The organism is Pseudacidovorax sp. NFM-22 (assembly GCF_021401245.1).
Lineage (GTDB): Bacteria > Pseudomonadota > Gammaproteobacteria > Burkholderiales > Burkholderiaceae_C > Xenophilus.
The window spans coordinates 51,564-70,018 of record NZ_JACBFY010000005.1 but is presented as its reverse complement, the minus strand read 5'-3'; the positions used below and the strand labels follow the sequence as shown (position 1 = coordinate 70,018).

General features: G+C 71.3%; 17 protein-coding genes. 10 read left to right on the top strand and 7 right to left on the bottom strand.

Annotation, left to right across the window (positions count from 1 at the left end):
- Positions 1 to 3 precede the first annotated feature (3 nt).
- From L0984_RS17970 to L0984_RS17955, 4 genes are all read left to right on the top strand, one after another.
- Positions 4 to 975 carry an aliphatic sulfonate ABC transporter substrate-binding protein gene (locus L0984_RS17970; protein ID WP_234195128.1) on the top strand — a complete coding sequence of 324 codons (972 nt, stop codon included), beginning with the start codon at positions 4 to 6 and terminating at the stop codon, positions 973 to 975.
- The gene (locus tag L0984_RS17965; RefSeq protein WP_370646061.1) at positions 972 to 1,805 is read left to right on the top strand and encodes an ATP-binding cassette domain-containing protein; all 834 of its coding nucleotides are present in this window, start codon (positions 972 to 974) and stop codon (positions 1,803 to 1,805) included. Before L0984_RS17970 ends, L0984_RS17965 begins: the two co-directional genes overlap by 4 nt.
- A gap of 190 nt (positions 1,806 to 1,995) precedes the next feature.
- Positions 1,996 to 3,285, top strand: a complete 1,290-nt coding sequence (locus tag L0984_RS17960) for an O-acetylhomoserine aminocarboxypropyltransferase/cysteine synthase family protein (RefSeq protein WP_234195127.1) — start codon at positions 1,996 to 1,998, stop codon at positions 3,283 to 3,285.
- A 59-nt stretch (positions 3,286 to 3,344) separates the two neighbouring features.
- Entirely contained in the window at positions 3,345 to 3,560 is a 216-nt protein-coding gene (locus L0984_RS17955) for a TOBE domain-containing protein (RefSeq protein ID WP_017757916.1), read from the top strand.
- Between the two features lie 97 nt (positions 3,561 to 3,657).
- Here L0984_RS17955 and L0984_RS17950 read toward each other — a convergent pair whose 3' ends face one another.
- The 6 genes from L0984_RS17950 to L0984_RS17925 form a co-directional block, all read right to left on the bottom strand.
- A complete protein-coding gene (locus L0984_RS17950; RefSeq protein ID WP_234195126.1) occupies positions 3,658 to 4,239 on the bottom strand; it encodes a cytochrome b/b6 domain-containing protein in 582 nt (193 codons plus the stop codon).
- On the bottom strand, positions 4,223 to 4,486 hold the full coding sequence (locus L0984_RS17945; protein ID WP_234195125.1) for a PepSY domain-containing protein: 264 nt from the start codon (positions 4,484 to 4,486) through the stop codon (positions 4,223 to 4,225). The genes L0984_RS17950 and L0984_RS17945 overlap by 17 nt, the downstream gene beginning before the upstream one ends.
- A 61-nt stretch (positions 4,487 to 4,547) precedes the next feature.
- Positions 4,548 to 5,231 (bottom strand): Fe2+-dependent dioxygenase, encoded by a 684-nt coding sequence (locus L0984_RS17940; RefSeq protein WP_234195124.1) that lies wholly within the window; start codon positions 5,229 to 5,231, stop codon positions 4,548 to 4,550.
- Positions 5,232 to 5,244: 13 nt separating this feature from the next.
- Positions 5,245 to 6,396 carry an alpha-hydroxy acid oxidase gene (locus L0984_RS17935; RefSeq protein ID WP_234195123.1) on the bottom strand — a complete coding sequence of 384 codons (1,152 nt, stop codon included), beginning with the start codon at positions 6,394 to 6,396 and terminating at the stop codon, positions 5,245 to 5,247.
- Positions 6,397 to 6,478: 82 nt separating this feature from the next.
- Positions 6,479 to 8,806: a TonB-dependent receptor gene (locus L0984_RS17930; RefSeq protein WP_234195122.1), complete on the bottom strand. Its 2,328-nt coding sequence runs from the start codon at positions 8,804 to 8,806 to the stop codon at positions 6,479 to 6,481.
- Positions 8,807 to 9,341: 535 nt separating this feature from the next.
- Positions 9,342 to 10,142, bottom strand: coding sequence for an IclR family transcriptional regulator (locus L0984_RS17925; RefSeq protein ID WP_234195121.1), 801 nt, complete (start codon positions 10,140 to 10,142; stop codon positions 9,342 to 9,344).
- Between the two features lie 158 nt (positions 10,143 to 10,300).
- Here L0984_RS17925 and L0984_RS17920 point away from each other — a divergent pair, with 158 nt between their 5' ends.
- From L0984_RS17920 to L0984_RS17905, 4 genes are all read left to right on the top strand, one after another.
- Positions 10,301 to 11,275: a tripartite tricarboxylate transporter substrate binding protein gene (locus L0984_RS17920; protein WP_234195120.1), complete on the top strand. Its 975-nt coding sequence runs from the start codon at positions 10,301 to 10,303 to the stop codon at positions 11,273 to 11,275.
- Positions 11,276 to 11,315: 40 nt separating this feature from the next.
- The gene (locus L0984_RS17915; RefSeq protein ID WP_234195119.1) at positions 11,316 to 12,107 is read left to right on the top strand and encodes an enoyl-CoA hydratase/isomerase family protein; all 792 of its coding nucleotides are present in this window, start codon (positions 11,316 to 11,318) and stop codon (positions 12,105 to 12,107) included.
- Positions 12,108 to 12,111: 4 nt separating this feature from the next.
- Positions 12,112 to 14,211, top strand: a complete 2,100-nt coding sequence (locus tag L0984_RS17910) for an acetate--CoA ligase family protein (RefSeq protein ID WP_234195118.1) — start codon at positions 12,112 to 12,114, stop codon at positions 14,209 to 14,211.
- 197 nt (positions 14,212 to 14,408) lie between these two features.
- Positions 14,409 to 15,302 (top strand): alpha/beta fold hydrolase, encoded by an 894-nt coding sequence (locus L0984_RS17905; protein WP_234195117.1) that lies wholly within the window; start codon positions 14,409 to 14,411, stop codon positions 15,300 to 15,302.
- Positions 15,303 to 15,308: 6 nt separating this feature from the next.
- On the opposite strand, the gene L0984_RS17900 is transcribed toward L0984_RS17905, so the two are convergent.
- Positions 15,309 to 15,989: a TetR/AcrR family transcriptional regulator gene (locus tag L0984_RS17900; RefSeq protein WP_234195115.1), complete on the bottom strand. Its 681-nt coding sequence runs from the start codon at positions 15,987 to 15,989 to the stop codon at positions 15,309 to 15,311.
- A 123-nt stretch (positions 15,990 to 16,112) separates the two neighbouring features.
- On the opposite strand from L0984_RS17900, the gene L0984_RS17895 reads away from it, so the two are divergent.
- Entirely contained in the window at positions 16,113 to 17,867 is a 1,755-nt protein-coding gene (locus L0984_RS17895; protein WP_234195113.1) for an FAD-dependent monooxygenase, read from the top strand.
- Positions 17,864 to 18,439 carry a VOC family protein gene (locus L0984_RS17890; protein WP_234195112.1) on the top strand — a complete coding sequence of 192 codons (576 nt, stop codon included), beginning with the start codon at positions 17,864 to 17,866 and terminating at the stop codon, positions 18,437 to 18,439. Before L0984_RS17895 ends, L0984_RS17890 begins: the two co-directional genes overlap by 4 nt.
- The last annotated feature ends 16 nt before the right edge of the window (positions 18,440 to 18,455 follow it).

Below are 18,455 nucleotides of genomic sequence, written 5' to 3'. Positions count from 1 at the left end.
GACATGACCGCTGCCCCCTACATCCACCGCCGCACTGCACTCGGGCTGCTCGGCGCCCTGGCCGCAGGCCCCGCCTTGGCCCAAGGCACGCCGGCCCAGACCGTGCGCATCGGCTACCAGAAGTCCTCGACCCTGATCGCCGTGCTGCGGTTGCAGGGCACGCTGGAGCGGGCCTTCGCGCCGCTGGGGCTCAAGCCCAGCTGGCACGAGTTCACCAGCGGCCTGCCGCTGCTGGAGGCGCTCAACCTCGACAACGTGGACGTGAGCGCCGACGTGGCCGACACGGTGCCGGTGTTTGCCCAGGCTGCCGGCGCGCAGCTCACCTTCGTGGCGCAGGAGGCGCCGTCGCCCTCTGCCCAGGCCATCGTCGTCCGGCCCGATTCGCCACTGCGCACCCTGGCCGACCTGCGCGGCAAGCGCGTGGGCTTCGCCAAGGCGGCCGGCGTGCACTACCTGCTGCTGGCCGCACTGGCCAAGGCCGGCCTGGGCTTCAAGGACATCGAGCCGGCCTACCTCACGCCCGCCGACGGCCGCGCCGCCTTCGAGCGCGGCGCCATCGACGCCTGGGTGGTGTGGGACCCGTTCCTCTCCGCCGCGCAGATCCAGTCGGGCGCGCGGGTGCTGGCCGACGGCACGGGCCTGGCTTCGTACCAGCGCTATTACCTCGCCAGCACGCGCTTCGCCCGGGCGCGCCCCGAGGCCCTGTCGGTGCTCTACGCCGAGCTGGAGAAGACGGGCCGCTGGGTCAAGGCCCAGCCCAGGGACGCTGCGGCGCTGCTCGCGCCCTTCTGGGGCCTGGATGCCGCCGTGGTCGAGCAGGCCAACGGGCGCCGCAGCTACGCCGTGCGCACGGTGACGCGCGAGCGCCTGGCCGAGCAGCAGCGCATCGCCGATGCCTTCCTGGCCGAGAAGCTGCTGCCGCGGCGCGTCGATGCGCTGGATGTGGATCTGTTCAAACCGGGAGCCGCGTCGTGAGCGCTGTACTGAATCGGGAAGAGGCCGTGATCGCCCCGGCCGGCGTCGCACTGGACGCGCAAGGCCTGGGCAAGCGCTACGGCGAGCGCGAGGTGTTGCACCAGTTGCAGCTGCATGTGGCGCCGGGCGAGTTCGTCGCCATCGTCGGCCGCAGCGGCTGCGGCAAGAGCACGCTGCTGCGCCTGGTGGCGGGGCTGGAGTCGCTCAGTTCGGGCCAGCTCGGCATCGACGGCCGGCCGATCCGCGGACTGCATGACGACACCCGCATCATGTTCCAGGAGGCGCGGCTGCTGCCCTGGAAGCGCGTGCTCGACAACGTGACGCTGGGCCTGCCCGCCGGCGCGCACGAGCGGGGCCGCGAGGTGCTGGCCCAGGTGGGCCTGGCCGAGCGGGCCGACGAATGGCCGGCGCGCCTGTCGGGCGGCCAGCGCCAGCGCGTCGCGTTGGCGCGTGCGCTGGTGCACCACCCGCGGCTGTTGCTGCTCGACGAGCCGCTGGGTGCGCTCGACGCGCTCACGCGCATCGAGATGCACCGCCTGATCGAGCGCCTGTGGCAGCGCCACCGCTTCACCGCGCTGCTGGTCACGCACGACGTGCAGGAGGCCGTGGCCCTGGCCGACCGCGTGATCCTGATCGAGGACGGTCGCATCGCGCTGGACGTGCGTGTCGACCTGCCGCGCCCACGCGCCCAGGGCGAGGCCGCCTTCGCCGTGCTGGAGAAACGCATCCTCGACCGTGTGCTGCAGAAGCCCGCGGACGAGTCGCAGCCGCCCTCCGCGAACGACCCGCTGGCGCAGACGCCTGCCCACGCGCTGCGCTGGGCCGTGTAAGGCGGCCTGTGCCTGCCGCTCTCGCGACCTCCACCGTTCGGGCTGAGCCACCTCCACCGTTCGGGCTGAGCCTGTCGAAGCTCCTGCACCGCGCTTCGACAGGCTCAGCGTGAACGGGTGTTGACCCATCGAACGCGCCGATCTTTGCCCAGGGCGATTCGCTCGCCGTCCCCATCCCAAGGAGACCCACATGTCCCAGACCTGGAAATTCGAAACCCTGTCGGTCCACGCCGGCTACCGGCCCGATCCCACCACGCATGCCGTGGCGCCGCCCATCTACCAGACAGTGGCCTATGCCTTCGACTCGGCCCAGCACGGCGCCGACCTGTTCGACCTGAAGGTGCCGGGCAACATCTACACCCGCATCAACAACCCGACGCAGGACGTGCTGGAGCAGCGCGTGGCCGCGCTCGAAGGCGGCATCGCGGCCCTGGCCCTGGCCTCGGGCCAGGCGGCCGTCACTTATGCCATCCAGACCATCGCCGAGGCGGGCGACAACATCGTCAGCAGCACGGCGCTCTATGGCGGCACCTACAACCTGTTCGCCCACACGCTGCCGCAGTTCGGCATCACCACGCGCTTCGCGGACCACCGCGACCCGGGCAGCTTCGAGGCGCTGATCGACGAACGCACCAAGGCCGTCTTCGTCGAGTCGCTGGGCAACCCGGCCGGCAACGTCACGGACATCGCGGCGGTGGCCGCCATCGCCCACCGCCATGGCGTACCGCTGATCGTGGACAACACGGTGCCTTCGCCCTACCTCAGCCGGCCTATCGAACACGGCGCCGACATCGTGGTGCATTCGCTCACCAAGTACCTGGGCGGCCATGGCACCAGCATCGGCGGGGCCATCGTCGATTCGGGCAAGTTTCCGTGGGCCGAGCACAAGCAGCGATTCCGCCGCCTGAACGAGCCCGACCCGAGCTACCACGGCGTGGTCTACACCGAGGCGCTGGGCGCGGCGGCCTACATCGGCCGCGCGCGGGTGGTGCCGCTGCGCAACACGGGCGCGGCCATCTCGCCCTTCAACGCCTTCCAGATCCTGCAGGGCATCGAGACACTGGCGCTGCGGCTGGACCGCATCAGCAGCAATGCGCTGGCCGTGGCGCAGTACCTGAAGGCGCATCCTGCCGTGCAGTGGGTCAACTACGCGGCGCTGGAAGACCACCCCGACCACGCGCTGGCGCGCAAATACCTGGGTGGCCGCGCCAGCGGCGTGCTCACCTTCGGCATCCAGGGCGGCCGCGCGGGGGGCGAGCGCTTTCTCGATGCGCTGCAGCTCTTCACTCGCCTCGTCAACATCGGCGACGTGCGTTCGCTGGCCACGCATCCGGCCTCCACCACGCACCGCCAGCTCTCGCCCGAGGAGCTGGCCCGCGCCGGCGTCACCGAGGACACGGTGCGGCTGTCCATCGGCATCGAGCACATCGACGACCTGCGCGCCGACCTCGACCAGGCCCTTGCGGCGGCCGGCCGCTGAAGGCCTTCACTTCCTTTCTCCCTCCCTTTTCCTGTCACCCATCCACCAAGGAGCTTTCCATGTCCATCCAGGCCATCAACGTGCGCAACCAGTTCAAGGGCAAGGTCCGCGAGATCATCCGCGGCGACGTCGTCTCCGAAGTCGACGTCGAGACGCCCTGGGGCATCGTCACCTCCGTCATCACCACCCGCTCGGTCGACGAGCTGCAGCTGCGCGTCGGCTCGGACGTGGTGGCGCTGGTGAAGTCGACCGAGGTGTCGATCGCCAAGCTCTGATCGGCGCCGCAGCGCGCGACGGGCCGCTCACCCGCGCGGCGCCGCCTGCGCGCCGCCGGTGCGCCGACAGGCCGCACACCGGCCCCCTTCCGGGCCGCTACGGGTTCTGGCCGGAGGGCTGGGAGCCGTCCACGTCCCCCGGCCCCGGCGGCGCCTTGCGGCCGGTGAGCATGGCCTTCACCAGGTTCTCGCGGTGCGCGATGCTGGTGAAGACCACGCCACCCACATGCAGGGCGACGAGCGCGAGCAGCGTCCAGCCCAGCGCGGCATGCAGCCAGGCCAGCCAGCCGTAGCCCCAGAACAGGTCGGTGGTGTAGAGCCAGCCGCTCGCGCCCAGCAACCCGATGCAGCCCAGCAGCGCCAGCACCATCCAGCCACCCAGCGGGTTATGGCCGATGTACCGGGGCGCGGTGCCGCGCAGCACCTGGCGCGCATAGCCGAGCGTGTCGGACGGTGCCCGCACGAACTGCCCGAAGCGGGCATGGCCCCGACCGGCCAGGCCGATGGCACAGCGCAGCGCCGCCGCGCCCAGCGCGACGTAGCCGGCGACTTCATGCGCCGGGCCCAGGTCCTCGCGGAACACCCAGGCCACCGTGACCGAGCCGATCAGCCCCAGGTGCAGCAGCCGCACGCTGCGGCTCCACACGCGGGGCGGCGCGGCCTCACTTCTCTTCGACACGTTCCAGGGTCTTGGGGTCGAAGAAGGCCTCGATGCGCTTGCCCTGCGGGTCCTTGCCATAGACCTCGTAGCAGGTGGGCGTGACCTCCATCCGGCGCACGGTCCAGCCTTCCTTGATCAGCTTGGCCTGGAGCTCGGTGTGCGGCTTCCATTCGGCCTTGGGCGAGGCGGGGCATTGCACGTTGCCGTGGGCCAGCGCGGTACCGGCGGCGCAGAAGAGCAGGGCGGCAAGCAGGGGTCGGATCATGGTGGGTGCTTCTTGTTGGCAGGGGCAGGGAGTGCAGCGCCGGTGGCAGCTGCGCGGGGGCTCAGGTCTGCGCCCAGCGGCGCAGGAGGTTGTGGTAGACGCCGCTGAGCTGCACCAGCCGGCGGTCGGCGGCGGGCAGCTCGGCGCCGAGGCGCTGGATGGCCTGGTCCAGGTCGAACAGCAGCGCGCGGTCGGTGGGGTCGGCCACCAGGCTCTCGATCCAGAAGAAGGCCGCCAGGCGGGCGCCGCGTGTGACGGGCGTGACCCGGTGCAGGCTGGTGGAGGGGTACAGCACCAGGTCGCCCGCATCGAGCTTTACGGCCTGCACGCCCGAGGGGCCTTCGATCTCCAGCTCGCCACCGTCGTAGTCCTGCGCATCGGCCAGGAAGAGCGTGGCGGACAGGTCGGTGCGCAGGGCTTCGCCGGTGCCGGGCAGTTGCATCACCGCGCTGTCCACATGCGCGCCATAGGTGCCGCCGTCGGCATAGCGGTTGAAGCGCGGCGGAAAGATGCGCCGCGGCAGCGCAGCTGAGACGAAGAGCGGATGCGCGCCCGCGGCCTGCAGCACCTCGCGGCCCAGCGCCTGCGCCAGCGCCGAGCGCTCGTCGAGCTGCTCGTTGTGCTTGACCTCGCGCGCCAGGCTGCCGGCCGTGTCGGCCCCGGCGCGCCAGGGCTGCGCCTGCAACTGCCGCGCCATGTCGCGCGCGGTGTCGCGGGGAAGGATCTGGTCGATGGTGAGCAGCATGGGCAGCGGGGCCTCAGGGGATCGCGTGGAAGTCCGGCACGGCAAGCAGCCGGTCCGGGCCGATGTCGGCGATGCGGGCGCAGCCGGCCACGGCCATGCAGGCCTGGAGCTCTTCGCCCAGCAGGCGCAGCAGGTGGGCGACGCCCAGCGCGCCGGCCGCGGCCAATGCATAGAGCTGCAGGCGCCCGACCAGCACCGCGTTGGCGCCCAGGGCCAGCGCCTTGAACACATCGGCGCCGCTGCGGATGCCGCCGTCGAAGAACAGCGGGACGTGGGGGCCGACGGCTTCGCGGACGGCCGGCAGCAGCGACAGGCTGGGTGCGACGCCGTCGACGGTGCGCCCGCCGTGATTGGAGACGACGAGGCCGGCGCAGCCGGCGTCGGCCAGCGCGCGCGCGTCCGCCGGGTCGAGCACGCCCTTCACCCACACCGGCAGCGGCGTCGCACTGCGCAGCCAGGCGAGGTCCTCGGCGCGCGGCGCCAGCGCCATGGCGCCCTGGAAGATGCGGCTGGCCCCTTCGGGCACCGCCGGCGCCACTGCGGCGGAAGCGCCATGGGCCGGCACGCAGTCGGCCGGCATGCGGAAGCCCGCGCGCAGGGCCCGATGGCTGGCCAGTTGGATGCTGGCATCGAGCGTGAGGACGATGGCCCCGTAGCCGGCCGCTTCGGCGCGGCGTACCAGGGCCAGCGTGTCCTCGCGCCGCGGCTGCAGGTAGAGCTGGAACCAGGGCCGGGGGAGGGCGTCCTGGGGGGGCAGAAGCCGGGCCACGTCCTCCAGCGGCGTGGTGGCCAGCGTGCTCAGCAGCAGGGCCGTGTGGGTGGCGGCGGCGGCGCGGGCAGTCTCCAGCTCGCCGCGGGGATGCACCAGTTTCTGGAAGGCGACGGGCGCGAGGCCGATGGGCTGCGCCCAGTCCTCGGCCCCGATGCGCACCCGGGTGTGGCCGGCACGCAGGTCGCGCAGCACGCGCGGCACGCTGGACCAGCGGGCGAAGGCGGTGACGTTGGCCTGCGCCGTCCAGTCCTCGCCGCTGCCGCCGGCGATGTAGGCCAGCCGGTCCGCGGGAATGAACTGCCCGGCCAGCCGCTCGTAGTCACGCGCGGCGAGGATGCCGGGCGGGATCCGGTCGGACGGTGACTCGGTGGCGGACGGCGGGGTCGTGGACATCGGATTGAAAGCGCCAGGCTGAGCCCGGCATTGGAGCAGACGCCGCGGCCGGACGGGCCTGTGCCCGCCGGCCGCCCGGCCGTCAGAACTCGTAGTCGAAGGTCACGCGCACGGCCCGGCCATCCCCCTTGTAGAGGAAGGCGCCCGAGCGGTAGACCGCCGTGTAGTAGTCCTTGTCGGTGGCGTTCAGCACGTTCAGGCGGATGTCGGCGTGCTTGTTCAGCCGGTACGAGGCGAACAGGTCGTACACCGTGAAGCCGGGCACCGGCTGCGCGCACACGCCGTTGGTGTAGCCGGCACCGGTGTCGGGCTGGCCGCCGCAGCGCTTGCTCTCGTGGCGGGCCACGCCGCCGATGGACAGGTCCGGCGTCAGCTGGTACTTGGCCTGCAGCGTGGCGGCACGGTCGGCAAAGTTGGACAGCGGCAGGCCCACGTTGGTGGCCGTGGCCGAGGCCAGCACCTTCGACTTCATGAAGGTGGCGCCGGCCTGCACCGTGAGCTTGTCGGTCACGTTGCCCACCAGGCCGAACTCCACGCCCTGCACCCGGTTCTTGCCGGTGTTGAAGGTGCCGACGGCGTCATAGTTGGCACCTTCCATCACGTCCTTCTTGGTGGTGCGGAAGGCGGCGGCGGTGAACAGCAGCTTGTTGTTCAGCAGGTTCCACTTGGTGCCGATCTCCAGGTTCTCGGAGGTCTCGGGCTTGGCACCGGCGGCGCTGCCTTGGTAGATCACGAGGCCGCCATAGCCGGCGCTGGTGCCGGTGTCGGACTCGCCGCCGTTGATGTCCTGCGCCGTGCCGTAGCTGGCGTAGACCATGCCGGCCTCGCTCAGCTTGTACGACAGGCCCAGGTGGCCGTTCCACAGCGTGTCGGTGTAGCCGTAGTTGCCGGTCGCCAGGCCCGTGGAGGCGCTGGTGGTGAGCAGGCGGAAGTCGGTGTAGTCGGCGCGCAGGCCGCCGAAGGCCGTCAGGCGGTCGGTCAGGTCCACGGTGTCCATCACGCTCAGGCCGGTGGACTTGACGTGCCAATCGCGGGTGCGCGGCGTTCGGGTGTAGCTGCGGTTGGCCAGGTACTCGGCGCCGGGCACCGCATTGCCCAGGGGATCGGTGATGCACCAGGCGTTGTTCACGCGGCTGGTGGTGCTGTTGCGGCAGTTGTAGGCGCCGGCGTTGGTGACGTTGTAGCCGCCCGAGATCACCTGGTGGTCGGTGTACTCGAAGCTGAAGATGAACTCGTTCTTGCGGCCGGCGATCTCGGTGTCCCAGCGCAGGTTGCTCTGGTGGGCGAAGTAGGTGACGTCCTGCCAGCCGGTGTGGCCGTTGTCGATGGTGCCGGCCAGGTAGCCCTGGTTGCTGCCCAGCGGATAGACGGTGCGGCTGGAGGCGCCGGTGGTGGCGTAGGCGTTCTCGCTGCGGCCGTAGCGCGTCAGGCTGTTGAGCTTGAGGTTGTCGGCAAAGCGGTACTGCACGCGGGCGGTGACGGTGTCCACGTCCGACTGCAGGAAGTCGTTGGCCTGGGCGTAGAGCGGCACGTTCTTCGCCGGATAGCGGGCGGGGGCGGTGCCCACCAGGTAGCTGCCCAGGTCGGGGCGCTTGTCCTTGGCGCGCAGGCCGTAGTAGTCCAGCGTGACCGACAGGTCCTTGTTGACTTCCCACAGGCCCGACAGGGCCAGGCCGTCGCGGCGGCGGGTGGAGCCGTCGCGGTCTGGCACGCCCTCCTTGCCGGTCAGCACATTGGCGCGCAGCGCAAAGCTGTCGGTGAAGCCCTTGTTGAGGTCGGCGGTGACGCGGTGGTATTTGTCGGTGCCGGCACCGGCCGAGATCCGGTAGAAGTCGTAGTCCAGCGTGGCCTGCTTGGTGATGGCGTTGATCGCGCCACCGGCCGAGCCGCGGCCGGCGAAGCTGGAGTTGGGTCCCTTGGTGATCTCGACCTGCTCGATGGCGAAGCTCTCGCGCGTGGTCATCCCGGGGTCGCGCAGGCCGTCGACGAAGACGTCGCTGCGGGCTTCCTGGCCACGGATGATGTAGCGGTCGCCGAAGGCGTTGCCGTTCTCGCCGGTACCCAGCGTGATGCCGGGCTGAGCCGCCAGGATCTGCTTGAGGTCGGTGGCGCCGGAATCGTCGATGGCCGTCTTGGTCACCACCGAGATGGTCTGCGGCGTCTCGGCCAGCGGCCGGGTGTGGCGCGTGTCGCCCGAGGTGCGGGCCTTGTAGGGCACGCCACCTTCGGCATTGGGGTTGGGGTCGATGGCCTGTTCCTGCACCGTCACCGCTGGCAGGGCGGCGGCGGGCGGCTGGGCGGCGGTCTGGGCGAGGGCGCCCAGCGGCAGCAGGGCTGCGGTGGACAGGCTGGCGGCCAGGCCGTCGGCCATGCGCAGGCTCCGAGGCCGGCGCGTCGCGTTGTTGTTCATGGTTCTCCGCTCCGTGGGTTTGTAAGCGGACGCGATTCTCATTGGCAATCGTTCGCATTCCGCTCTGGGTCGGAGAACCTTCGGTTTCTGGCGGCTTGCTTTACATGCCGTTTACAAAAGGCGCGAATTTCTGTTGTGCAGCGGCGACAAGCGAAGGCTTTGTCGCCCTCCGGCGAGGGCCGGTCAGGCTTCTTTAGGTTGCGATCACGAAGAAAAAAGGGCCGCCAGGTGCTTCCACACCTGGCGGCCCCCTGCAAAAGCGCACCTGCTCCGTGTGCGTGGAGCAGGGTGGCAGCAACGTCACGCGACAGGAAAGGCTGCTTTCTCTGCCTGCCGCATGCACGCCGTGCCGCCCGTTTGTGGGTGGTCGGTCCCTCCTGCGCTTTCCTCCCTCGCCCGTCTCCGCGGAACCCAGGGAATCTAAGGGCCAGGCCAGGGTTGGGCCTGGGCCAAACGGATGAGGGGGTATCTCTGTTTCCCGGTGCTGTGCCTGGCGGCCGTCGCCTGGCGCCGCGACGCGGCAAGGGGCGCGTTGTCAGCGGCGCTGGCCGTCGGCGGCCCAGTCCTGCGCCACGCGGGTGGCGAGCGTACGCAGCGCGTCGCCCAGTTCCTCGGCCACCACGGCCACGGGAAGCGGCGTGGACAGGCTCACGTTGAGCACGTAGGCGGCGCCATCGGCCGATGGCAGGGGCGCCGCCAGCGCCACCACCTCCGGTTGCCAAGAAGCCGCGCAGAAGCCGCGGGTGCGCACTTGCTGCGCGGCGTCCTCGATCTCGTGCGACAGCGCCGGCCAGTGGTCGCCGCGCCGCTGCGCCACGGCGCGCAGGATGGCCTGGCGCCGCGCGGGGGGCGCCACGGCCAGGTAGGCGCGGCCGAGCGAGGTCAGCTCCATCGGCACGCGCTGGCCCGACACCACGTGCCGCAGCGCGACCCGCCGCGCATAGCGGATGGATTCGAGGTAGACCATCTCGTCGCCGTCCGGCGCGGCGAGGCCCACGTTGATGCGCCGCGATTCGGCCAGCGCGCGCATATGCGGGGCGGCCCCGGCCAGCACGCGCGAGCCGGCGCGCATGGCATGCGCCAGGCTCAGCACCGGGGGCGCCAGCCGGTAGGCGCGCGAGGTGGCTTCCCACTGCAACAGGCCGCAGCCGACCAGCGTCTGCGTCAGCCGGCTGACCGTGGCCTTGGGCAGGCCGGTGCGCTCGGCCAGCTCGCTGTTGCCCAGCAGTTCGGAGCCGGGCCGGAAGGCGCGCAGCAGCGCGATGCCCCGCTCCAGGGAGCGATTGGCCGGCGAGAGGCCGGGTTTGTCGGTCGGGGTTTCGGCGGTTCCAGGCATGGCGGCGGGCTCGCAGGCGAAGGGGCCAGGAGCTTAGAGCAATTCCACGCAATGGAACATGGGCCGCTCGCCGCCACCCGAACGGTCCTAGAGTCGCGCCACGGCCGGACGCTGCCCGCCAGTGCATCCGGCCACCAAGACCACCACGGAGACAGACCATGATCCAACGCCTTCTGCGCGCAGGGCGAGCCTGCCTTTTCGCCCTCGGCACCGTCGGCCTGGCGGGTGCCGCATCGGCCGCCTACCCCGACCATCCGATCCGCCTCGTCGTGCCCTTCTCGCCTGGCGGCGGCACCGACCTGATCGCCCGCACGCTGGGTCAGGAAATGGGCAAGGACCTGGGTCAGCCGGTCATCGTCGACAACAAGCCCGGCGCCGGCACGATGATCGGCACCGACAACGTGGCCAAGAGCGCGCCCGATGGCTACTCGGTGGTGGTCGCGTCCTTCGCGCATGCGGTCAACCCCGCGCTGCAGCCCAAGCTGCCCTATGGCAGCAACGCGGCCTTCGCGCCGGTCATGCTGATTGGCCGCGGCCCCAACGTGCTGGTGGTGCGGGCCGACAGCCCCCTCAAGTCGGTGGCCGACCTGGTCGCCGCGGCCAAGGCCCGGCCCGACAAGCTCAGCTATGCCTCGCAGGGCACCGGCACCTCGGCTCACCTGGCGGGCGAGATGCTCGCCAACCTGGCCGGGATCAAGCTGGTGCATGTGCCGTACAAGGGCGCCGGCCCGGCCCTCACCGACCTGCTGGGCGGCCAGGTGGACATGATGTTCGCCACGGCCGCCGCGGCGTCCGGCTTCGTCGACAGCGGCAAGCTGCGCGCGCTGGGCGTGACCACGCCCGAGCCCTCGCCGGCCTTCAAGGGGGTGCCCGCCATCGCCGCCACCGTGCCGGGCTACCAGATGGAAAGCTGGTATGGCCTGTATGTGCCCGCCGGCACGCCGCCGGCGGTCATCGAGCGCCTGGGCGCCGCCGCCCGCAAGGCGGTGCGCACGCCCGAGTTCGCCCGCAAGATCGAACACGAAGGCCTGGTGGTCAGCGGCGGCACGCCCGCCGAACTGGCCACCTACGTCCAGGCCGAAGAGGCCCGCTGGACGCGCATCGTCAAAGAGAACGGCATCAAGCCGGACTGAACCCAACCCAGCCCAAGCCGCCCCGCCCTGGAACCCCGCCATGACCTACGACTTCATCACCCTCTCGGTCGACAACGCCATCGCCACCCTCACGCTCAACCGGCCCGACAAGCGCAACGCCATGAGCGACGACATGCGCCGAGAGTTCGCGCATGCGCTCGAACACGTGGGTGCCGACAAGTCCATCCGCGCCCTGGTGCTGACCGGTGCCGGCAAGGGCTTCTGCGCCGGCGGCGACATCGCCGGCATGCAGCGGCGCATGAATGCGCCCACCGGCGAGGTCGGCTTCAACGGCTGGCACCGCCAACAGCGCGTGCACCAGGTGCAGGCCCTGCTGCACACCTGCCCCAAGCCGGTGATCGCGGCCGTCAATGGCGCCGCTTCGGGCCTGGGCGCGGACACGGCGCTGGCCTGCGACTTCATCATCGCCAGCGAATGGGCCAGCTTCACCTGGTCGTACATCCACCGCGGGATCATCCCGGACGGCGGCGGCATGTACTTCCTACCGCGTCGCGTGGGCCTGCCCAAGGCCAAGGAGCTGATCTTCACCGGCCGCCAGGTCAAGGTGGACGAAGCACTCGCACTGGGCATCGTCGACCGCAAGACCTCGGCCGAGACGCTGCTGGCCGACGCCCAGGCCTGGGCCGCCGAGCTGTCCACCGCCTCGTCCACGGCGCTGGCGCTGACCAAGTCCATCCTCGACCAGAGCTTCGAGCTGTCGGCGCACGACGTGTTCGCGCAGGGCAGCCAGGCGCAGGGCATCTGCTACACGAGCAGCGAGCACCGCGCCTCGGTCGAGGCCTTCCTGGCCAAGACGGCCTCCAAGGAGTGAGGCCGTGAGCGACGCCATCGCCAGACTCCTGTCGCCGCGCAGCGTGGCCGTGATCGGCGCCTCCGCCGATCCGAAGAAGACCTCGGGCCGGCCCGTGGCCTACCTGCGCAAACATGGCTTTGCCGGGCGCATCCTTCCGGTCAACCCCAAGGTGGCGCAGATCGACGACCTGGTCTGCTACCCCGACATCGCCTCGCTGCCCGAGGTGCCCGAAGTGGCCGTGGTGCTGCTGGGGGCCGAGCGCGCCCACCTGGCCGTGAAGGAACTGGCCGAGCGCGGCTGCGCCGCCGCCATCGTGCTGGCCAGCGGCTACACCGAGACGGGCGAGGAGGGCGCGCGGCGCCAGCAGCAGCTGGTGGAGGCCGCGGGGTCCATGCGCATCCTGGGGCCCAACACCATCGGCCTGGTCAACCTCACCGACGGCATCGTGCTCTCGCCCTCGGGCGCGCTGGAGATGGACCACTTTCCGGTCGGCGGCATCGGCGTCGTGTCGCAGAGCGGTGGCATCCTGGGCTCGCTGCTGTCGCGCGCCGCGGCGCGGGGCATCGGTTTGTCGAAGCTCATCGCCACCAGCAACGAGGTGGACCTGGAGCTGGCGGACTTCATCGAGCACCTGGCCGACGACCCGACCACGCGGGTCATCGCGCTCTATGTGGAGGCGGTGCGCAACCCGGCGCGCTTCCGCGCCGCCTGCCTGAAGGCGGCGCGCGCGGGCAAGCCGGTGGTGGCCTTCAAGATCGGCCGCTCCGAGGCCGGCGCGCGGGCTGCCGTCTCGCACACCGGCGCCATGGCCGGGGCCGACCGCATGTACGACGCGCTCTTCCGCCAGGTGGGCGTGATCCGCGCGCAGAGCTTCTCGGACCTGCTGGACATTCCGGCGGCGCTGGCCACCGGCCGGCGGCTGCGCGGCCGGCGCGTGGCCGTCCTCACCTCCACCGGGGGCGCGGGCACGCTGGTGTCGGACGACCTGGGCGTGGCGGGCTTCGAGACGCCTGCGCCCGACGCGCCCACCGCCGAGGCGCTGCGCGCCCTGCAGACCGGCAGCGAGGCCGTGCTGGACCGCAATCCCATCGACGTGACGCTGGCCGGCCTGCGGCCCGACCTGCTGCGCGGCGCCATCCGCGCGCTGCTGGCCAGCCCGAGCTACGACGCGCTGGTGATCATCGTCGGCAGCTCCAGCCTGGCCATGCCCGAGCTGCTGGCCGGCGCGATCCAGGACTGCCTGCCCGATTCCGACAAGCCGGTGATGGCCTATGTGAGCCCGCATGCGCCGGAGATCGGCGCGCTGCTGACGAGCCGCGGCGTGCCGGCCTTTGCGGCGGCCGAAAGCTGCACGGCCGCGCTGGCCGGCATGCTGCATGTCGCGGGCTTCGAGGCCCCGGCCGAGGAGACCGCCGCGCTGCCGGCCGTCGACACGGGCGAACTGCCCCATGGCTCGCTGGACGAGGCCGAGGCCAAGGCCGTCTTCGCCCGCTTCGGCGTGCCCTGCGCGGCCGAGCGCGTGGTGCGCAACGCCGCCGAGGCCGAGGCCGCCGCGCATGAACTGGGCTGGCGCGTGGTGCTCAAGATCCTCTCCTCGCAGATCACGCACAAGAGCGACGTCGGCGGCGTCGCAGTCGGCCTGGACGCGCAGACCATCGGCCCGCGCCTGGCGCAGATGGCCGCGGACGTCGAGGCCCGCGCGGGCGTACTGCCGCAGCGCTTCCTGGTGCAGCAGATGGTCGCTGGCGGCACCGAGCTGATCCTGGGCCTGCACCGCGACGCGCTGGGCACGGCCGTGCTGCTGGGCATGGGCGGCGTCACGGCCGAGCTGTTCCAGGACACGACGCTGCGCCTGCTGCCCGAGCAGGACGGCCGGCTCCTGCCGCTGGGCCGCGCCGACGCGCTGGCCATGGCCCGGTCGCTCAAGACCTGGCCGCTGCTGGACGGCTTCCGCGGCCGACCCAAGGCCGACGTGGCGGCCCTGGTGGATGCCATCGTGGCCTTCTCCGCGATGGCCGCACAGCTGGGCGATCGCATCGTCGAGGCCGAGATCAACCCGGTCTTCGTGCTGCCCGAGGGCCAGGGCGTGCGCGCGGCCGACGGCGTGCTGGTGCTGGTCTGAATGGACTGAAACGCCTCGTCAGACGCGCCGCCGTGCGCCCCTCTCCCCTCGCGGGAGAGGGGTTGGGGGAGAGGGGGGATGCACCACGCCACTGCCCATTGCGACCGTCGTCGCCCCCTCTCCCCCGCCCTCTCCCGCGAGGGGAGAGGGAGCAAGGCCCGTCGACCGGGTCAAGCCGTTCGCAGCACACTCAGCCCATGACGCCCGATCCTTCGCCGCCCCCCACCGACTTCGTCCCACTCGCACCGCGTGCCAGCCGGCTCGACGCCCTGGCGCAGCAGCTGGACACCGGCCCCAGCGGTAGCCGCGTGCGTTGGCGCGGTTGGGGAACCCACCACACGGGGCGTGCCCCGCTGGTGCTGCTGCATGGCGGCCATGGCAACTGGATGCACTGGGTGCGCAACATCGAGGCGCTGGCCCAGGACCGCGCCGTGTGGGTGCCCGACATGCCGGGCTACGGCGATTCCGATGCCGTCGACGAGGGCGGTTTCGACACGCTGCTCGACCGGCTGATGGCCGGCATCGCGCAACTGCCGGGCGCGCGGGGCCGCGGCATCGACCTGGCTGGCTTTTCCTTTGGCGGGCTGGTCGCGGCACATCTGGCCGCGCGGGCGGCTGCGGCATTGGACGAGACGGTCGCGCGCGTCCATCACCTGCTGCTGCTCGGCCCCGCCGGCCATGGCGGCGCCCGCCGTCCGCGCGGCCCCTTGCATGACTGGCATGCCGCCGCCCAGGCGCAGGACCACGCGGCGCTTGCGGCCATCATGCGCCACAACCTGCTCATGCACATGCTGCACGACGAGGCCACCATCGACGACGAGGCGCTGGCCGTGCACACCTGGGCCTGCCAGGCCACGCGCTTTCGCAGCAAACGGCTGTCGCGGGCGGGTGGCCTGCAGTCGTTGCTGGCGGCCCATGCCGGCCCCGTGGCGGCGGTCTGGGGTGCCCACGACGTGACGGCCGACCCGGCCGAGGCCGCGGCGCTCGTCGGCTGCCCGGCGCAGGTCATTCCCGGTGCCGGGCACTGGGTGCAGTACGAGGCCGCGGCGCAGGTCGATGCCTGGCTGCGCGATGCGCTCGCAGGCGACTGAGTTGAACTACCCGGCGGATGCGGATGCGGATGCGGATGCGGACGCGCCGCCAGCGGCACGGTCCAGGTCCACCGACAGCACGTCGGCCGCCAGATGCTCCAGCTGCTTCATCGTCCAGTCCATCACCTGCCGTTCGCTGATCGTGCGCTCGGAAAGCCACGCCAGCACCAGCTGGTCGTGAAAGCCGATCCAGGCGCGCAGGCAGACCCGCATCGCGGGCGTGGGCGCCTCCAGCCCCAAGGCCTCGCAGACCCGGTCGATGGCCTCCTGCCGGGAGGCCTCCCAGATCGCGGCCACCTTGGCGTGCGTGGCGACGTTGTGCGAGCGGGCCCGGAAGAGGGCGTCTCCCTCGCGCTGCTTGACCGAGCGCAGATGCGCGCGAAGGAAGGCCGCCACCTGCTCGCGTGCGGTCCTGCCGCGGAATGACGCGAGCTGCACCTCGTTCATGCGCTGCGCCGCCATGCGGCTGACCTCGGCGTAGAGGTCCTCCATCGCCCCGAAGTGATGGAAGAGCAGGCCGTGCGCCACGCCGGCCTCGCGCACGATCTCGGCGGCCGACACGTCGAGGAAACCGCGACTCGCGAAGAGTCGCTCGGCCGCTTCCAGGATGCGTTGCTTGCCCGTGGGTGCCTTCTCGGCGGGGGCCTCCTTCTTGCGGCGTTGGGGCCGGCTGGCGGTATCGGTCATGCGTTCCATGATAGGTCGGGGTCGGCGCCGCGGCCTTCGCGGCTTCAGGGAAAACGAGCAATGGCGGCGACGTTCACGCGATTAAGCTGACTGACAGTCAATCAGCAATCGAGCGAATTCGCCATGTCGAGCATCAAGCTTTCCGCGGACGACCAAGTCCTGCGCCCCGACGTCCTCATCGTGGGCGGCGGGCCTTGCGGGCTCGCCGCCGCCATCGCCCTGGGGCGCTGCGGCGTGCAAACGCTGCTGGTCGAGCGCCATGCCTCCACCAGCTTTCATCCCCGGGGCCACGTGGTGAGCGCCCGGACGATGGAGATCCTGCGGACCTGGGGCCTGGACGACGCCGTGCGCGCGCGCGGCATTCCGCAGGACCGCAATCGGGGCGTGGTCTTCGTGCGCTCGGTCGCGGGCGAGACCATCGGCGAAATCGACACCTATGCGGACCGCCAGCGCAATCGCCTGGCGGAAACGCATGGGCCCAGCGCCAAGACCTCGTGTCCGCAGGACGTGCTGGAGCCCGTGCTGCGGCGCGCGGCGGAGTCGCAGACGAGCGTCGATGTGCGCTTCGGCACGCAGGTCCAGGACCTGACGCAGGACGACGACGGCGTGAGCGCGCGGATCGTGGACGCCGACGGTGCCGCGCGCGCCGTCCGGGCGCGCTATGCGATCGCCGCCGACGGCGCGCGCGGCAACCTGCGCGAGCCATTGGGCATTCCGCTCGACGGCGCCGAAGCGCTGGGCCAGCAGATCGGCGTCTATTTCGAGGCCGACCTGTGGCCCTGGGTCGCGAAGCGTCCGCATCTTCTCTGGTGGATCTACAACGCCGAGACCGTGGGCGTGCTGATCGCGCTGGATGGCCGCCACCGCTGGACCTACAACTTCGGCTACGACGCGGCCCGCGACGCGCCGGAGCGTTTCACACCGGAGCGCTGCGCCGCCATCGTGCGCGCGGCCATTGGCGTGCCGGACCTGCCGCTGCAGGTGCGCGACGTGCGCGCCTGGCGCATGCAGGCGCGCATCGCCCGGCGGCTGCGCAGCGGCCGGGTGTTCCTGGCCGGCGACGCGGCGCATCCGCTGCCGCCCACTGGCGGTCAGGGCATGAACACGGCCGTGGGCGACGTCCACAACCTGTGCTGGAAGCTGGCGCTCGTGCTGCGCGGCCAGGCCGAGGCGTCGATCCTGGATTCCTACGAAGCCGAGCGCCTGCCGGTGATCCGCTTCAACGTCGAACAGAGCGTGCGCAACGCGCGGCGGATGGAGAGCGCCGGGCTGGGCGGGATCATGAAGACCCACGAGGACTTCCGCGAAGAGGACATCGCCCGCATGCGCGAGGCCATCCCCGGCCAGCGCGCGCACTTCGACTACCACGGCCAGACCTTCGGCTATGCCTACCGCTCCGACCTCGTCCTGGGCACCGACGAGACGTTGAGCGACCTTGAGGTCGACACCTATGTGGCCTCGGCCGCGCCGGGCCGGCGCGCGCCGCATTGCTGGCTCCGCCGCGCCGAAGGGGGCGCCACCGTCTCGACCGTCGAGTTGTTCAAGGACCGGTGCTTCACGCTGCTGGCCGGTCGCGAGGGGCAGGCCTGGACCGCGGCGTTCCTGAAGGCTTCAGTGCCGGCGGGCCTGGTCGCCCAGGCTTTCGTGGTCGGGCCGCAGGGCGACCTGATCGACCACGGCGGCGCGTTCCACGACCTCTACGGCATCGGTGCCGACGGGGCAGTCCTGGTGCGCCCGGACGGCCATGTCGCGTGGCGCAGCGAGGGCGCGCGCGACGACGCAGAGAAGACCATGCGGCAGGCCATCGCCGCGCTCACCGGCCGGCCAGCAGGCGTGCGGGCCGAGCCGATCCAACCGCTTCAGGAAGCCCAGGCATGAACACCACGACCCAGACCGCCACCACCACTGCCGACGGGCCCGTCGTCCGGCCCCGGCGTCTCGCCCACGTCGCCCTGCGCACGAACCGCCTCGACGATCTCGTGGCCTGGTACTGCACGGTGCTGGGCGCCCATGTGGCCCATGCCTCGTCCAAGGTCGCCTTCCTGACTTACGACGACGAGCACCACCGCCTCGCGCTGATCGCGCTGGAGGACTACCAGCCACGCGACGACGCCTTCCGCGTGGGCCACTACCACACGGCCTTCGCCTATGACTCGCTGGCCGAGCTGCTGGGCACCTACCAGCGCCTGCGCGCGCTGGACATCCTGCCCTACCGCGCGATCAACCACGGGCCCACCGTGTCCTTCTACTACGCCGATCCGGAAGGCAACCAGATCGAGCTGCAGGTCGACAGCTTTCCCGATGCCGAGGCCACCAACGCCTGGATGCGCAGCGAAGTCTTTCGCCGAAACCCCATTGGCATCGACTTCGACCCCGACGACATGGTGTGCCGGCTGGCTGCCGGCGTGCCGGAGGCCGAACTGCTGCGTCGCCCCGATTCGCTCGATTGACACCCCTTACAGAAGA

Excerpts from the sequence above, each read along its gene's own strand:
- L0984_RS17940 (WP_234195124.1), bottom strand. The coding sequence starts at position 5,231 with ATGCTGCTCACCATCGACCAGATCCTTCCCCGCGACACCGCGCGCGAC.
- L0984_RS17925 (WP_234195121.1), bottom strand. The coding sequence starts at position 10,142 with ATGCCTGGAACCGCCGAAACCCCGACCGACAAACCCGGCCTCTCGCCG.
- L0984_RS17935 (WP_234195123.1), bottom strand. The coding sequence starts at position 6,396 with ATGTCCACGACCCCGCCGTCCGCCACCGAGTCACCGTCCGACCGGATC.
- L0984_RS17895 (WP_234195113.1), top strand. The coding sequence starts at position 16,113 with ATGTCGAGCATCAAGCTTTCCGCGGACGACCAAGTCCTGCGCCCCGAC.
- L0984_RS17955 (WP_017757916.1), top strand. The coding sequence starts at position 3,345 with ATGTCCATCCAGGCCATCAACGTGCGCAACCAGTTCAAGGGCAAGGTC.
- L0984_RS17960 (WP_234195127.1), top strand. The coding sequence starts at position 1,996 with ATGTCCCAGACCTGGAAATTCGAAACCCTGTCGGTCCACGCCGGCTAC.
- L0984_RS17930 (WP_234195122.1), bottom strand. The coding sequence starts at position 8,806 with ATGAACAACAACGCGACGCGCCGGCCTCGGAGCCTGCGCATGGCCGAC.
- L0984_RS17970 (WP_234195128.1), top strand. The coding sequence starts at position 4 with ATGACCGCTGCCCCCTACATCCACCGCCGCACTGCACTCGGGCTGCTC.
- L0984_RS17900 (WP_234195115.1), bottom strand. The coding sequence starts at position 15,989 with ATGACCGATACCGCCAGCCGGCCCCAACGCCGCAAGAAGGAGGCCCCC.
- L0984_RS17945 (WP_234195125.1), bottom strand. The coding sequence starts at position 4,486 with ATGATCCGACCCCTGCTTGCCGCCCTGCTCTTCTGCGCCGCCGGTACC.
- L0984_RS17920 (WP_234195120.1), top strand. The coding sequence starts at position 10,301 with ATGATCCAACGCCTTCTGCGCGCAGGGCGAGCCTGCCTTTTCGCCCTC.
- L0984_RS17905 (WP_234195117.1), top strand. The coding sequence starts at position 14,409 with ATGACGCCCGATCCTTCGCCGCCCCCCACCGACTTCGTCCCACTCGCA.
- L0984_RS17915 (WP_234195119.1), top strand. The coding sequence starts at position 11,316 with ATGACCTACGACTTCATCACCCTCTCGGTCGACAACGCCATCGCCACC.
- L0984_RS17890 (WP_234195112.1), top strand. The coding sequence starts at position 17,864 with ATGAACACCACGACCCAGACCGCCACCACCACTGCCGACGGGCCCGTC.